We start from the raw sequence: 14,096 nt of genomic DNA, 5'->3' as shown, positions 1-14,096 counted from the left end.
TAATATAAAACCTACTTATGAAAAAAATAGTAATAACCTCGCTATTCTTTGTCCTTACTTTTTGGGTAAAAGGACAAGAGCTAAACTCACCTCAGCTCTCACAATATTTAGCCGATAATCCATTTGTATTATCACCTACTTATGCGGGTATTGGAGATCATGTAAAAATAAGGATGAATGGATTAGCTCAGTGGGTAGGTATAAAAGATGCACCTCGTACACAATCGCTTGCTGTAGACGCAAGAGTAGGTAATAAGTCTGGTATAGGTCTATTTTTATACAATGATAAAAATGGGTTTACCAAACAACAAGGAGCTAGACTTTCTTTTGCACACCACTTAACTTTAGATAGATATGATGATGAGTTTTTATCTTTTGGAATATCCTATAACTTTAATCAGTTTAAAATAGATACCGATGAATTTGATATATTAAACTTTCCAGATAATGGACAGATTACGAATATACAAACAGCAAATCATAATTTTGATATTGGTTTAATGTACCGTATAAAGAAATTTTATATTAGTGCAAATGCTTCTAATTTATTGGGTAAAGATCCTCAAAATTTAAACTTTGATGTCTCAGAACCTAACGAATTACGTAATTACTATGTTTATACTGGATATAGAATTAAGAAAAATAAACGTAGTAGTTTTGAATTAGAACCGTCCTTGCTGTTTAAACTATTTGAAAGTGATGGAAGATCTGAAACAGATTTAAACATTAAATTAAGATGGTATCAATATGAAGATTACTATTATACAGGTATTAACTATAGATTCTTAAACGATCAGGTTGGAAAACCATTATACATCGCTCCATTTTTTGGACTAAAAAAGAATAATTTTTACTTTGGATATTCATACCAAATAATACTTAACGAAATTTTAGGCTACAGTACAGGTACTCATGTAGTAACTGTAGGAGTAGATTTATTTCAAGGTGTTAGTAATTGTAGATGTACCTACTAAATACAATTCTTAAATAAAATTACCCCTTCCTCATATAAGAGTAGAAGGGGTTTTTCTTTTAGGAAAAGAAAAGCTTAATTTTAAAATAATACGTCACCTTCTACTCTTAGAATTAATATAGGGTTTAGGATTGGATTTAATTAATTCAATATATTAAATTCGCAGAATGGGAAAAGTAAAAGTTTCTAATATTAGAGTATACGCATATCATGGATGTCTTAAAGAAGAAAGTATTATTGGTAGCGATTATAGCGTAGATGTAGAAGTTACTGCTGATCTTAAAAAAGCTGCTAATTCTGATAATTTAAATGATACTGTAGATTATGTGCTTATCAACCATATTGTTAAAAAAGAAATGGCCATCCGTTCAGAATTATTAGAACATGTAGCCAAACGCATCATAAATCGTATTTTTTTAAATTGTGAAATAGTTACTGAAGCTGAAGTAATAGTTTCCAAGTTAAACCCGCCTATTGGAGGGGATGTAGAAAAAGTTTCAATAATTATACAATTAAAACGGTAATTAACATATTTCTATTTTAAATAATACAATCTACATATAACATAAAAGGAGATTATATTCAAAATGGATAAACAGAATCTCACAAAGATTTATAAAGCAATTCTAATCTGCTCATTGACATTAAGAAAAGCATTGAAAAAATAATTATTTTTTCTCTTTTATAATAGGTTTACATTTTACAAACTTAAAAAAAGTAGTACATTTGTTGCCTTATATTGGCATCGTGGCCGAGTGGCTAGGCAGAGCTCTGCAAAAGCTTGTACAGCGGTTCGAATCCGCTCGATGCCTCTAAAAAAACCTTTATCTTTAATTGATAAAGGTTTTTCTTTTTTATTCTCTAATTAAATCAATTCCATCTTGGATATTTAATTGATCTTTTGGTAAAAAACCTTTTATAATTAATACAATACCACAGATGACAAGAATAATTCCTAATAGTTTTTTTACCAGATAAATACGTTTTTGAGTAAGTTTAGAACGCAATTGTTTTGCAGCAATCATTTTAAAAATATCTGTAATAAAATAGGCTCCAATCATAGTCACAAAAAATACGATAATACGATTAGCGTTATTTTCTAAACTTGGCCCTACCACTATAATTATTCCAAGCCAAAATACTAAAACACCGATATTAATAAAATTAAGCAAAAAGCCTTTTATAAAAAGACTTATATAATCTCCTTTTGTTGCTTTTACAGTAGTAATTTCTGTCTTCATTTCTTTTTTAATAAATGTAATTATACCATACACTAATAAAATTACGCCTCCAAAAACATAAAGGCCAGGCTGATTACTTAAATTTTCTAAGAGTTGAAAACTACTAAAATAGGCTATTGTAATAAAAATAATATCTGCAATAATAACACCTAGATCTAAAGCCAAAGCTGCTCTAAAACCTTTAGTAGCACTGGTTTCTAAAAGCACAAAAAAAACAGGCCCAATCATAAAACTTAATAAAAAGCCTAATGGTATCGCTGCCTGTACATCTTCTAACATAAATCTTAAAAATTAATATGGTCTAAACTTATAAAATTTTTAATGATATACTAAAGTTCATTTCTAAAATCTAAGATTTAATTATTTAGAGCTAGTTTATAATATATTATAGTTACTTATAAAATTATTTATAATTACATCCTTGTCACTTTTCCTCCAAAAACAGTTTTTTCATCCATTTTTGCTGGATCTCCATAGACTAAAACTTCACCACCTGCTTTTACACTAGCTTTTACATAATCTATAGCATATATTTCTGCTTTAGAACCTGCATTTACATTTACAGTAGTAAAACTAGTTTTAAAATTTTTTCCTTGGTAAATTCCTCCAGTATTAATAATAATATCTTGGTTATCAGAAAAGCCTTTTGTTTTTATAACACCTCCTGTTACTGTTTTTATTAATAATTGCTCTACTTGAGCATTTATCTCTAGTTCTCCACCTTCTTGTGCTTTTAATTCTAATATATTTTGTTCAATTACATTTTCATTGGATATATGTGCATCCTCATTTACATCAATTACTACTAAATCTTCGGTATAATATAATGTTATAAATGTTCTATAACCACTGAAGATTTTATTAATCTTCATTCTTAATTTTAGCACGCCTTTATTATTAACAATAGCTACGCTTTTTGTATTTACTCCAGTAATTATTGCTCTATTAACATCAGACTTAATCAATTTTATAGAAAGCCCATCAAAACCTTTTATAGTTGTAAAAGGTTGTAATTCTTTAATCACTTTTTCTTCTTGCGACTGTACATTCACAGAAATAAAAAGCACTAAAATAAATACATATAATTGTTTCATTTTTTAGTTTTTAGGTTAAGCGTTCTATAAATAAATTTTTACTTATAAAATCTCAATTCTATTCACTAGTAAATAAATTATTTGATATAATATAAAGTTAGTTCTCTACTTTATTTATTAGTGAAAAATCTAAATGTCTTTTAACTAAGTCGGTATTTTTTACCATCACTACAACTTCATCTCCTAATCTGTATACATTTTTGGTTTTTTCACCTATAATAGCATACTCTTTTTCATCAAAATTATAATAATCTCCTCTAATATCGCTAATTCTTACCATACCTTCGCATTTATTTTCTATAATTTCTACATAAATGCCCCATTCTGTAACTCCAGAAATTACACCAACAAATTCTTTGTCTTGATGGTCTTGCATAAATTTAATCTGCATATACTTAATAGAATCTCTTTCTGCATTAGCTGCAAGCCCTTCCATATTGGAAGAGTGCTTACATTTTTCTTCATATGCTTCTGCATTTGCAGTTTTTCCGCCATCTAAATAATGCTGTAATAAACGGTGTACCATAACATCTGGATACCTACGTATTGGCGACGTAAAATGACTATAATATTCAAATGCTAATCCGTAATGCCCAATATTATCGGTAGTATAAACTGCTTTACTCATACTTCGTATCGCAAGGGTATCTACCATATTTTGTTCTCCCTTACCCTTTACATCTTCTAATAACTTGTTTAAAGAAGCACTAATTGTATTTTTATCTCTAAAGTCTAGCTTATGCCCAAAACGAGAAACAATGCCATGTAAGGCTATTAATTTTTCTTCATTAGGCTCATCATGTATTCGATATACAAATGTTTTTTCTGGTTTTTGTTTCCCTATAAATTCTGCTACTTTTTTATTTGCTAATAACATAAATTCTTCTATTAGTTTATTAGCATCTTTAGATTCCTTAAAATAGACACTTTCTGGTTCTGCTTTGTCGTTTAAATGAAAACGAACCTCTACTTTATCAAAAGAAATAGCACCATCATTCATTCTTCTAGAACGCATAATTTTTGCTAATTCATCTAATTTTAAAGTCGCATTTACCACATCATTACTAACACTATATTCTCCTTCTCTAATCGATATTTCCTTTGGTATAGTAGCTGATCCTGTCTCTATAATATGTTGTGCCTCTTCGTAAGCAAAGCGTTCATTAGAATTGATAACCGTTCTTCCAAACCACTGGTTTTTTATATTCGCATTTTTATCTATTTCAAAAATGGCAGAAAAAGTATACTTTTCTTCATGCGGTCTTAAAGAGCATGCATTATTAGATAAAATCTCTGGTAACATAGGAACCACTCTATCCACTAAATAAACAGATGTTGCTCTTTGATACGCTTCATCATCCATTACAGTATCTGGTGTTAAATAATGAGATACATCAGCAATATGCACTCCTATTTCATAATTTCCATTTTCTAAAACTTCAAAAGACAAAGCATCATCAAAATCTTTAGCATCTTTAGGATCTATGGTAAAGGTTAGCGTATCTCGCATATCTCTACGCTTTGCTATTTCTTCTGGTTTTATAGTAGTATCTAATAGGTTTGCATACTGTTCTACTTCTACAGGAAACTCATATGGCAAACCATATTCTGCTAAAATTGAGTGTATTTCTGTATTATGTTCTCCTGGTTTTCCTAATATTTGAGTAATTTTTCCTATTGGGGAAGATTCACCATCTGGCCAACCTGTAAATTCAACAATTACTTTATCTCCATCTTCTGCTTTACCAATGTCATTTTTAGAAACAAAAATATCTTTATACATTCTAAAATCTGATGGTCTTATAAAAGCAAAACCTTTTTGCATATCTACAATACCTACAAAAGCTGTTTTATTACGTGTTACAACTTTTGTAATTTCTCCTTCTAACTTTTTACCTTTTCTTCTGGGATAAATATATACCTCTACAGTATCTTTATGAAACGCTTTTTTTAATTTATTAAATGGTATAAAAACATCATCATCTATACCTTCTACAATAATATAAGCATTACCTCTACCTGTTAAATCTACAGTACCAGTATGGTAGGTTTTTGTAGTTTTAATTGCTTTATATTTTCCTGGACTTTCTTCTACAATTCTTCTTTTTTCTTTTAATTGTACTAATTTTTTAATTAAGGTGTTTCTATCGTTAGCATTTTCAACACCTATTTTAGCTGCTATTTGCTTGTAATTAAAACTTTTTTTGGGCTCTTTTTCTAAAACTGTAAAGATACCTTTGGTCATTTCATTTTTTCTATTGTTATCTGACCGTCTTTTTTTCTTCGACATTAATTCTTTTTATTTTGTGGGAAATTACAAATTATAATCCATTACAAATAAGTTGTCTTATAAACTCATAAAATCTTAATCTTGTTTTAACTCGATAATCGAGATTTAAATACTTTGAGGTTCACCTCATCATTCTAATTTATTTTTCAATTAAAAACCATATTGGTTTTCTTTAAAGTTGTTTACTTATAAACAAGTATATTATTTATATATTTTTCTTTTTCTATTAATTTAAAAAAATGGTGATTATTATAGTATGTTAATAATAGCAATAACTAAAAGCAGAAATACTTGTTTTGAACATAATATTGTTTTTGTTTACAATTTATACAACAAGTTTTTAGTTCAATATCAGGATATTAAATAGCTTATTAACGTATCTTAATAAGTATTATAAACATGAATTGTTTAATAACTAAATACAAATTTAGTGTTAATTTCTAAGAATACCTGTTTAATATCTTTATCGTATTCTTTTAGAAATTTTTCAGTTTTGTATCATTTCGTTTTGTAAAGCAATTTTTGGAGAGAAAAACAAAATTTATTTAATACTTTTTTTGAGTAGTTTATTAACAATTTATATAAAATACTAATATGCTAAGTAACAGTATTTTTGCTTAAATTCTAATTAATTGTTGTTAACAAGCCAAAATGTGTTGTGAAACTACAGGTATTTGTACATTTGTAGTGTTAACTAAAGTAAAAACCATAATTATGAAAATTGCAATAGGAAATGACCATGCTGGTACAGATTATAAATTAGCTATTGTAGGTTTATTAAAATCTTTACAGATAGAAGTAATTAACCATGGTACAGATGGTAGTGATAGCGTAGATTATCCAGATTTTGTACATCCTGTTGCTAAAGATGTTGAAGATAATACGGTAGCTTTTGGAATTATTATATGTGGTAGTGGAAATGGTGCTTCTATTACCGCTAATAAACATCAAAAAGTACGTTCTGCTTTATGTTGGACAAAAGAAATTGTTGCCTTAGCAAGGCAACATAATGATGCTAATATATTAAGTTTACCTGCACGTTTTATTTCTTTACCACAAGCTTTAGAAATGGTAAAAACATTTTTAAATACCAATTTTGAAGGTGGTAGACATGAGCGAAGAGTAGAAAAAATACCTTGCTCATAATTATTTAATAATAGAAATTTAAATAGTAAACAAATTATTTTTCGTGTTGGAAAACAATCTTAAAATGTTAGAAATTAAGGTAAAAACATTTCAAGAATTAACTACGGATGAGCTATATGCTATTTTACAATTAAGAAGTGAAGTTTTTGTAGTAGAGCAAGACTGTGTATATCAAGATATTGATGATAAAGACCAAAAAGCAGTACATGTAATAGGTTGTAAAGAGGATAAAGTTGTTGCTTATACCAGACTTTTTAAAGCGGGAGATTATTTTGATTTTGCGAGCATTGGTAGAGTAGTAGTAGTAGAAAAAGAACGGAAGCATAAATATGGTTATCTAATTATGGAACGTTCTATAAAAGTTATTGAAGAACAGTTTAAAGAAACTAAAATTCATATATCTGCACAAAAGTACTTGCTAAACTTTTACAATTCATTAGGTTTTAAACAAGTTGGTGAGGACTATTTAGAAGATGGTATTCCGCATATTGGGATGGAGAGGGGTTAATTATTTGTGGTAAATACTCTAGTTATTTTTTATTTAATAAATAGATGATTTTTTATCTAACGCTACAATATCAGACACCTTAATTTTCATAAGGTACCAATCATCTATTTTTTCTACTACTCCTGTAATTTTAGAAGGTTTTCCTATATATGGGATAACATCCGAGTTTATTGGTTCACCTTTCATATTGGTTAAAAGAAAATATGGAGACATATTATTATGATCTGTGGTTGCTAATACAGGTGGTATTCCTCCAGAAATACATAGTACAGCACAACTTCTATGTATTTTTCCTTTTCCAGGCTTCATAACTCCAAAATAGCATTTAGGATCTATGATTTCACCTTCTAAAGTCATGGTACTAATTTGTTTTTTAGTTGGTAATTGGCTTTTTGTATTATTGGCTAAAGTTATTTTTTCATCATCATCAATTTGAATTAGTGTTTTACCATTATAGTAAATTAAATTTCCTTCAATAGTAATTGCCTTACCGTTTAAATCTTTTTCTTTTTTTCGAAGCTTTTCCAAATAAGGATTAGCACTAAATTTTCCAAAACCCAAAAGGAGGATATTTTTAAAGGTATGATCCGCAACTTCTACACGAAGCATAGGATAAGGATATTCATGATAGGTTCCAGTAATTTTAGCGGTATCTGCTAGGTCAAAAACACTATTTTTAAAAGGTTTTTGAGAAAAACTGAAGCATAGTGCTCCAATTACAATTAAAAGGATTGCCGTTATCGTAAATCGCTTTAAAGTAAGCTTGGTTTTAGGTCCTAGACTACCCTCAATATAAGATACAAAAAATTCATTGTTTTTTTTCATCATTTAGATTTTACAGGGATTAACTTCAGTACCTTCTTCAAATGCTTTTGGATTAATGTAGACCATTTCACCTTTTAACTTTAATTCATAAGTCTTTACTTTTTCTGTGAATGGAGGTGGTGATTGTCCGTTATTTGGTAAATATTGATAACCATGCCAAGGACAGGTAATACAACCGTCAATTATTTTACCTTCACCTAAAGGTCCACCTTGATGTTTACACACATTATGAACGGCAGACAATTTTCCATCGTATTTAAAAATAGCAACTCTCTCTTTGTCAACAGTAAATATTTTAGCTTTATTTTCTTCAATTTCCGAAATAGTACAGACTTCTAACCACCCTTCTTTTTCAACAGCTTTAGTATTGTCAACTTTTTGTTCCTTAAAAGCAGTAATTAGATGTAAACTTACTACAAGTATAAAACCAGTGATTAAAAGACCAATAGTAAAAAGTGATGTTTCTTGCTGAAAAGCACCTAAAAAAACATGTGCAATGATTAAAGCATATGCTAAGTAAACCATCATATGAAGACGCTTCCATATTTTAGCGGATAGGTTTCCTAGAAAAAAATCATGACTTGTAGAGGCCATTACAAATAAGATGAGCAAAGCAAGGAAACCTAAAACTTGGAAAGGAAAATTAGTAAGAGAACCATAATCCATATTTGAGGTAAAAAGCGAGTATATGGGATTTATATTCCCTAAGGCATGAAATTGGAATATAGAAAAACCACCATGAATAAAAGCAGCAATAAACATACTTACCCCTAAATGCCTTCGGTTATAGAGTATGGGTAAAAAATTGGTGTTTAACCTAGCTAAAGGTCCAATAATTAAAATAATATGAAGCATAATAATTGCCAAAGACCCAAATGCTCTAATAATTAATGTTTCAATAGTCGTTTCAGCATTAAAAACAAGTGTTATTACAGCAAATAGTATGATATAAAACAACATGCTACATGCAATAATTTTATCGTATTTTTTTTTGTACTTATTCCAAAGTACCAATTGATAATCTAATCCCATTTAAATGAAAATTTAGTGATCTCCTCTTTTTTTAATTCATCAAAAACAATAATTCCTTTAGGTTGGCTGTTTATGTTGAATTTATAAATACCAGTGGTTGTTAACTGCCCAATAAGATCAGATTTTTCTCCGTCAGCATTCATTTGGTATACTACTGAAGAAGGGTTTTTTAAAGATGCTTTTAAAATAAGCTCTATATGCTTTTCAAATAAAGAGGCTTTAATTAGATCGTTTTCAAAAACGTTTAATACTTTTTCTTTGGAAGGTATTTCGTTAGAAACATCATCATTTATTGGAGATAAAACAACCAAATCTTTAATAGCAAAAGCCATGATTAGGGGAACAGTAATTGCAATTACTAACCAAATGTATGTATGTGCTTTTCGTTGTCCAGAAGTCATACTAAGCCGTTTTAGAGTTGAATAATTTACCAATTAAAAAAGGCCATGTTGCAACTATGCCTGGAAATAATAAGAAACGTACTTTCTTTTTTGTGCCTGCCATCAAAGGGTCTATTTTAGGCGCTTTTAGTAAAAAGAAAATCCCGAAGAGAAGCCCTATTAAAAAATAAGTGCCTAGTATTCCTAAAAATAAGTTGATTGTGATTTCCATATTAAATAAGGTTAACATCGGTTATTATTTCTAAAACACCAGCTTTTGGTTGTTTGTATAATTCTTGCATTGCAGCTTCTAAATCTTCGTGTTTATCAACACGCTTTCCCCAAGCACCACATGATTGTGCAAACTCAGCAAAATTAGGATTAGATAAAGATGTTTTCCAAACATCAAATTCGCCAGCACGTTGTTCTTTAGATATTTTACCTAATTCATGATTGTTTAAAACAATCAATTTTACGGGCATATTGTATTTAACAAGTGTAGTGATTTCTGCTAAATATTGGCATAAACCGCCATCGCCTGCAACAGCAATTACTGGTCTAGAATCTCCAACTGCTGCCCAAGCGCCAATAGCTGCAGGTAAAGCAAAGCCAATAGAACCTAAATAACCAGACATTAAAAAATCTTGGTTTTTTGGTTCAAAATAACGACCAAAAGAATAGGCATTATTACCTACATCAACACACATAACCGCATTTTCTGGCGTTAGTTTATTCATTGTTTCAAAAACAGCGATAGAGCTTATACCATTAGCGGACCTTTCTAATAAACGCTTTGTTTTTTCAGCTTTCCAGATGTCCCAGCGAGCAGCAATTTCTTTACGTTGATCTGTAGTATGTATATGTCCTTTTAATTCTGCATTAAAAATGGCTAATGTTCGGGAAATTTCACCCCAAACAGCTACTTCAACTTTATGAAATTTACTTAATGCTAAAGGATCAAAGTCTATTTGAATAATTGGTTTCTTTGGCGTAATTCCGGTATGATTAGAAAACGATGCGCCAAAAACAATTAATAAATCGGCTTCATTCATAAACCATGAAGCAATGGGTGTTCCGCTTCGTCCTAAAACGCCACCACCAAGCGGATGATTGTCTGGAATAAGCCCTTTACCTTTAAACGTAGTAACTACAGCTGCGTTTAAGCTTTCAGCAAATTTCACTACTGCTTTTTTATGTTCTCTTGCGCCATGACCCATAATAATAACGGGTCGTTTTGCTTTTTTTAGTAATGATATGGCTTCGTTTACAACCTCTATTGGAGGTGCAATTTCTAAAGATGTCATTCGTTTTTCAGGAGTTTGCACTTTGGCATTAGGCTTTGCCAGTTGTTCTTGCACTTCATCTGGAAATGTTAAGTGAGACACATCTCGTTTTAAAATAGCGTGTTTTATGGCTAATGACATTAACTCTGCATGTTGACTATCACTTTGAACACGTTGGTTAAATTCGGCAACAGTATTAAAACCTTGTACTAAATCTACTTCTTGGAAATTTCCGGTACCAACAACTTGTGTTTTTACCTGACCTGTTAGTGCTAGAATAGGAGCACGGTCTACTTTTGCATCCCAAAGCCCTGTATACATATTGGTGGCTCCTGGACCAGCAATAGAAAAACAAGCAGCAGGTGTACCCGTTAATTTTCCGTATGCAGAAGCAGCAAATGAAGCAGCACCTTCATGGCGAATGCCATAAAAATTAAGATTTCCTTTTCCTTCTTGGCGCCGCATAGCATCTGCAAAACCAAGATTTGAGTGGCCAACCATTCCGAAGACTTTAGTTACTCCCCAATTTACCATGGTTTCTACCATAATATCAGAAACCGTAGTTTTATGGGCAGGCTCTTCTTCTAAACCAACATAAATAGCATCACCTTCTTCTTTTACAGGAAATGTATCAATACCATCATCATGACCTCCGGGAGAATTTCCCGTACACGGATCATAATCCCAACCGTGCCAAGGGCAACGTAACATACCATTCTCAATAGAACCTTCACCTAATGGGCCTCCTTGATGTGGACATCTATTATCCAATGCGGAGAACTTTCCGTTATAATGTGTTAAACAAATGCCTTTATGGTCTGCTGTAACCGTTTTAACGCGACCTTCAGGGAGTTCTTTTTTGTTTAATAATACTTTATGCCAGATTATTTTTTTGTCCATTATTTTTGCTTTAAATTAAAAAAGTAGCAGGTGCGATCATACCAACAAATATTATAGTTCTTGATTTAAATAAGTATTTATAGCTGCTTGGCAGAAATTAATTGCCGATTGTTCATTAAGCTTACTTATAGGCATTGCAAAACCTTGCCAACCATTATTGTAATATGCTTCTTTATTAATGTTATTTGACAATTGTAGAGCTATACTAGCATTGTCCTTATAACCACTGATATAAAAATAGAAATCGTTGATTAAATCATCTGGTATTGCCATACCTATACCAATGGAGAGCTTGTTACTTAAAGTTACAAAAGCACCCGTATCAAAATGATGAGTCCAGATTCTAATGGCACTATCAAATCCGTTAGATTTTAAAATACTAGCAATAACATATTGCGCTAAACCTCTTTGTTTAATTAATGTATTAAGTTCTTTTTTACTTGTTAATGTATAACGACTATCATCTGTAACCTCATCGTACGGAAGTTTATAGTGAAGTTTATATTTATACGGGTTTTTTATACCACTATTAATACTAGTTTCAGAGATCCAATCTTTAATTTCTTTATGGGTTGATTCACTTAAAAGAAGGGATTCTTTACTCCCGTTTTGATGCTTCCATTCTAAAGAGAAGCTTTCATAATTTAAACCTAGTTGGTCTCCGTTAGGAAATTTATGTGTTTCAAGACTATGGTTGGTCCAACCTAAATTAGTATGGCTGTCGTCATTCTTTTTAGGAATAAAACTTATGGCTGCCGTTGCAAGGTATTGCGCAGCTATATGCATTGTTGTTTTCATACGCTAAAGTGTAACTCCTGCATAATTAATTCCTGTTAGTTGGTGCATATCACGATCAAAAGTTGATAAATCGTTTGGATTAAATTTTGAAATATCATCATATCCACAAGCACGTGCTACTACTCTGATGAGGTCGTTTGTGGCATTAAAATAATTGTATAATTGCTTGGCAGAGGATTCTATTATTAATCTGCTTCGTAAAGATTCTTTTTGAGTGGCAATCCCAACTGGGCAATTATTGCTTCCACAAGCCCGCATTCCTAAACAACCAATTGCCTGTAAAGCAGCGTTAGAAACAGCAATAGCATCTGCACCAAGCATCATCGCCTTTGCAAAATCTTCTGCTACCCTAAGTCCTCCAGTAATAATTAAACTGATACCTGTTGCACCAACTTTATCCATATATTTTCTGGCTCTTGCTAGTGCAGGAATAGTAGGCACATTTATATGATCGCGTAAAATGGTTGGTGCAGATCCTGTTCCGCCACCTCTACCATCCAGAATTATATAGTCTGCACCACAATCTAAAGCAAATTGAATGTCTGCTTCAATATGACTAGCAGCTATTTTAAAACCGATAGGAATTCCGCCGGTACGATCCCGTACTTTTTCTGAGAAATCTATAAAATCTTGAACCGTATGAAAATTAGGGTTTGCCGCTGGAGAAATCGCCGTTTCACCTTCTTTTAAACCACGAACTTCTGCAATTTCTTTACTTACCTTGTTTCCGGGTAAATGACCTCCAGTTCCTGTTTTGGCACCTTGACCAGCTTTAAAATGAAAAGCCTGGACCTTATCTAATTTATCCCAAGAAAAACCAAATTGTGCAGAAGCCAGCTCGTAAAAGTATTTTGAATTATTAGATTGTTCATCAGGTAGCATCCCGCCTTCACCAGAACAAATTCCTGTACCTGCTAGTTGGGCTCCTTTACTCAATGCTATTTTTGCTTCACGAGATAAAGCACCAAAACTCATATCACTTACAAAAAGAGGAATATCTAATGCTAATGGTTTTTTTGCATTAGGACCAATAACCACCTTAGTAGTAACATTTTCATGATCTAGTAAAGGCCTTGTTGCTAATTGCGCTGGTAAAAATTGAATATCATTCCATTTTGGCAATGTATTTCTATCGACTCCCATAGACGCAGAAAAACCATGATGCCCTATATTTTTAAGTCCATTTTGTGCGAGCTCTTTTATATAACCCGTATAAGGTTCTGCATCCTCAGGGTGTGTATCGGCATAGGCACCTAAATACTCATCACGATTAAAAGGCTGTGGATGGGCATTTTCAAAAGCTGCAATTTCATTTTCATCCACTAAAAGTGAATCGCCTTCTATATATTCTTGAAATTTATGAAGAACCTCTTTATTATTGTATTCAGAAACCCCAGTATCTACACGATAATCCCAACCATGAACGCCACAAATTAGGTTATGTCCATCTACATAACCATCTGCCATTAAAGCGCCCCTATGCAAACACCGTCCGTAGAGCACCGAAATTCCTTTTGAGTGTTTTGTAATGACTAAATCGGTGTTTTTAACTAATGCATGTATAGGTTGATTTTCTTGTAAATTGGAGACTTTTGCAATTTCAATTTTCTTAATTGTCATACTACG

General features: G+C 31.4%; 14 protein-coding genes and 1 tRNA gene. 5 read left to right on the top strand and 10 right to left on the bottom strand.

All coding sequences use genetic code 11. From position 1 onward, the window contains the following. Positions 1 to 17: 17 nt before the first annotated feature. The 3 genes from ACZ451_RS05545 (at position 18) to ACZ451_RS05535 (ending at position 1,785) form a co-directional block, all read left to right on the top strand. Positions 18 to 974, top strand: coding sequence for a PorP/SprF family type IX secretion system membrane protein (locus ACZ451_RS05545; protein ID WP_464216104.1), 957 nt, complete (start codon positions 18 to 20; stop codon positions 972 to 974). Positions 975 to 1,140: 166 nt separating this feature from the next. Continuing rightward, complete coding sequence (folB, locus tag ACZ451_RS05540) at positions 1,141 to 1,497, top strand: dihydroneopterin aldolase (RefSeq protein ID WP_464216103.1); 357 nt, start codon at positions 1,141 to 1,143, stop codon at positions 1,495 to 1,497. A gap of 217 nt (positions 1,498 to 1,714) precedes the next feature. After that, a tRNA-Cys gene (locus tag ACZ451_RS05535) sits at positions 1,715 to 1,785 on the top strand. Positions 1,786 to 1,827: 42 nt separating this feature from the next. On the opposite strand, the gene ACZ451_RS05530 is transcribed toward ACZ451_RS05535, so the two are convergent. The 3 genes from ACZ451_RS05530 to rnr all read right to left on the bottom strand — a co-directional run bounded on the left by ACZ451_RS05530 (position 1,828) and on the right by rnr (position 5,598). Next, positions 1,828 to 2,493 carry a LysE family translocator gene (locus ACZ451_RS05530; protein WP_464216102.1) on the bottom strand — a complete coding sequence of 222 codons (666 nt, stop codon included), beginning with the start codon at positions 2,491 to 2,493 and terminating at the stop codon, positions 1,828 to 1,830. Between the two features lie 134 nt (positions 2,494 to 2,627). Continuing rightward, positions 2,628 to 3,308 (bottom strand): head GIN domain-containing protein, encoded by a 681-nt coding sequence (locus ACZ451_RS05525; RefSeq protein ID WP_464216101.1) that lies wholly within the window; start codon positions 3,306 to 3,308, stop codon positions 2,628 to 2,630. A 97-nt stretch (positions 3,309 to 3,405) separates the two neighbouring features. Next, on the bottom strand, positions 3,406 to 5,598 hold the full coding sequence (gene rnr, locus ACZ451_RS05520; protein WP_464216100.1) for a ribonuclease R: 2,193 nt from the start codon (positions 5,596 to 5,598) through the stop codon (positions 3,406 to 3,408). A 714-nt stretch (positions 5,599 to 6,312) separates the two neighbouring features. Between rnr and ACZ451_RS05515 the strand changes: the two genes are divergently transcribed. Then, positions 6,313 to 6,744: an RpiB/LacA/LacB family sugar-phosphate isomerase gene (locus ACZ451_RS05515; RefSeq protein ID WP_464216099.1), complete on the top strand. Its 432-nt coding sequence runs from the start codon at positions 6,313 to 6,315 to the stop codon at positions 6,742 to 6,744. Positions 6,745 to 6,808: 64 nt separating this feature from the next. Further along, the gene (locus ACZ451_RS05510; RefSeq protein WP_464216098.1) at positions 6,809 to 7,252 is read left to right on the top strand and encodes a GNAT family N-acetyltransferase; all 444 of its coding nucleotides are present in this window, start codon (positions 6,809 to 6,811) and stop codon (positions 7,250 to 7,252) included. 33 nt (positions 7,253 to 7,285) lie between these two features. Here ACZ451_RS05510 and ACZ451_RS05505 read toward each other — a convergent pair whose 3' ends face one another. The 7 genes from ACZ451_RS05505 to ACZ451_RS05475 are packed head-to-tail and all read right to left on the bottom strand — an operon-like array spanning position 7,286 to position 14,090. Further along, the gene (locus ACZ451_RS05505) at positions 7,286 to 8,077 is read right to left on the bottom strand and encodes a hypothetical protein (protein ID WP_464216097.1); all 792 of its coding nucleotides are present in this window, start codon (positions 8,075 to 8,077) and stop codon (positions 7,286 to 7,288) included. A gap of 3 nt (positions 8,078 to 8,080) precedes the next feature. Next, entirely contained in the window at positions 8,081 to 9,109 is a 1,029-nt protein-coding gene (locus ACZ451_RS05500; protein ID WP_464216096.1) for a Rieske 2Fe-2S domain-containing protein, read from the bottom strand. Next, a complete protein-coding gene (locus ACZ451_RS05495) occupies positions 9,100 to 9,510 on the bottom strand; it encodes a hypothetical protein (protein WP_464216095.1) in 411 nt (136 codons plus the stop codon). The genes ACZ451_RS05500 and ACZ451_RS05495 overlap by 10 nt, the downstream gene beginning before the upstream one ends. Before the next feature lies 1 nt (position 9,511). Then, positions 9,512 to 9,721, bottom strand: a complete 210-nt coding sequence (locus tag ACZ451_RS05490) for a hypothetical protein (RefSeq protein WP_464216094.1) — start codon at positions 9,719 to 9,721, stop codon at positions 9,512 to 9,514. A 1-nt stretch (position 9,722) separates the two neighbouring features. After that, a complete protein-coding gene (locus tag ACZ451_RS05485; protein WP_464216093.1) occupies positions 9,723 to 11,672 on the bottom strand; it encodes a thiamine pyrophosphate-binding protein in 1,950 nt (649 codons plus the stop codon). A 51-nt stretch (positions 11,673 to 11,723) separates the two neighbouring features. Continuing rightward, positions 11,724 to 12,470, bottom strand: coding sequence for a hypothetical protein (locus ACZ451_RS05480; protein ID WP_464216092.1), 747 nt, complete (start codon positions 12,468 to 12,470; stop codon positions 11,724 to 11,726). A gap of 3 nt (positions 12,471 to 12,473) precedes the next feature. Next, on the bottom strand, positions 12,474 to 14,090 hold the full coding sequence (locus ACZ451_RS05475; protein WP_464216091.1) for a glutamate synthase-related protein: 1,617 nt from the start codon (positions 14,088 to 14,090) through the stop codon (positions 12,474 to 12,476). Positions 14,091 to 14,096: the final 6 nt, after the last annotated feature.

It is taken from the genome of Allocellulophaga tsushimaensis (assembly GCF_055383085.1).
This window is presented reverse-complemented; position numbering and strand designations above follow the sequence as displayed.

Excerpts from the sequence above, each read along its gene's own strand:
- ACZ451_RS05500 (WP_464216096.1), bottom strand. The coding sequence starts at position 9,109 with ATGGGATTAGATTATCAATTGGTACTTTGGAATAAGTACAAAAAAAAA.
- ACZ451_RS05485 (WP_464216093.1), bottom strand. The coding sequence starts at position 11,672 with ATGGACAAAAAAATAATCTGGCATAAAGTATTATTAAACAAAAAAGAA.
- ACZ451_RS05530 (WP_464216102.1), bottom strand. The coding sequence starts at position 2,493 with ATGTTAGAAGATGTACAGGCAGCGATACCATTAGGCTTTTTATTAAGT.
- rnr (WP_464216100.1), bottom strand. The coding sequence starts at position 5,598 with ATGTCGAAGAAAAAAAGACGGTCAGATAACAATAGAAAAAATGAAATG.
- ACZ451_RS05505 (WP_464216097.1), bottom strand. The coding sequence starts at position 8,077 with ATGAAAAAAAACAATGAATTTTTTGTATCTTATATTGAGGGTAGTCTA.
- ACZ451_RS05545 (WP_464216104.1), top strand. The coding sequence starts at position 18 with ATGAAAAAAATAGTAATAACCTCGCTATTCTTTGTCCTTACTTTTTGG.
- ACZ451_RS05490 (WP_464216094.1), bottom strand. The coding sequence starts at position 9,721 with ATGGAAATCACAATCAACTTATTTTTAGGAATACTAGGCACTTATTTT.
- folB (WP_464216103.1), top strand. The coding sequence starts at position 1,141 with ATGGGAAAAGTAAAAGTTTCTAATATTAGAGTATACGCATATCATGGA.
- ACZ451_RS05515 (WP_464216099.1), top strand. The coding sequence starts at position 6,313 with ATGAAAATTGCAATAGGAAATGACCATGCTGGTACAGATTATAAATTA.
- ACZ451_RS05510 (WP_464216098.1), top strand. The coding sequence starts at position 6,809 with ATGTTAGAAATTAAGGTAAAAACATTTCAAGAATTAACTACGGATGAG.
- ACZ451_RS05480 (WP_464216092.1), bottom strand. The coding sequence starts at position 12,470 with ATGAAAACAACAATGCATATAGCTGCGCAATACCTTGCAACGGCAGCC.
- ACZ451_RS05495 (WP_464216095.1), bottom strand. The coding sequence starts at position 9,510 with ATGACTTCTGGACAACGAAAAGCACATACATACATTTGGTTAGTAATT.
- ACZ451_RS05475 (WP_464216091.1), bottom strand. The coding sequence starts at position 14,090 with ATGACAATTAAGAAAATTGAAATTGCAAAAGTCTCCAATTTACAAGAA.
- ACZ451_RS05525 (WP_464216101.1), bottom strand. The coding sequence starts at position 3,308 with ATGAAACAATTATATGTATTTATTTTAGTGCTTTTTATTTCTGTGAAT.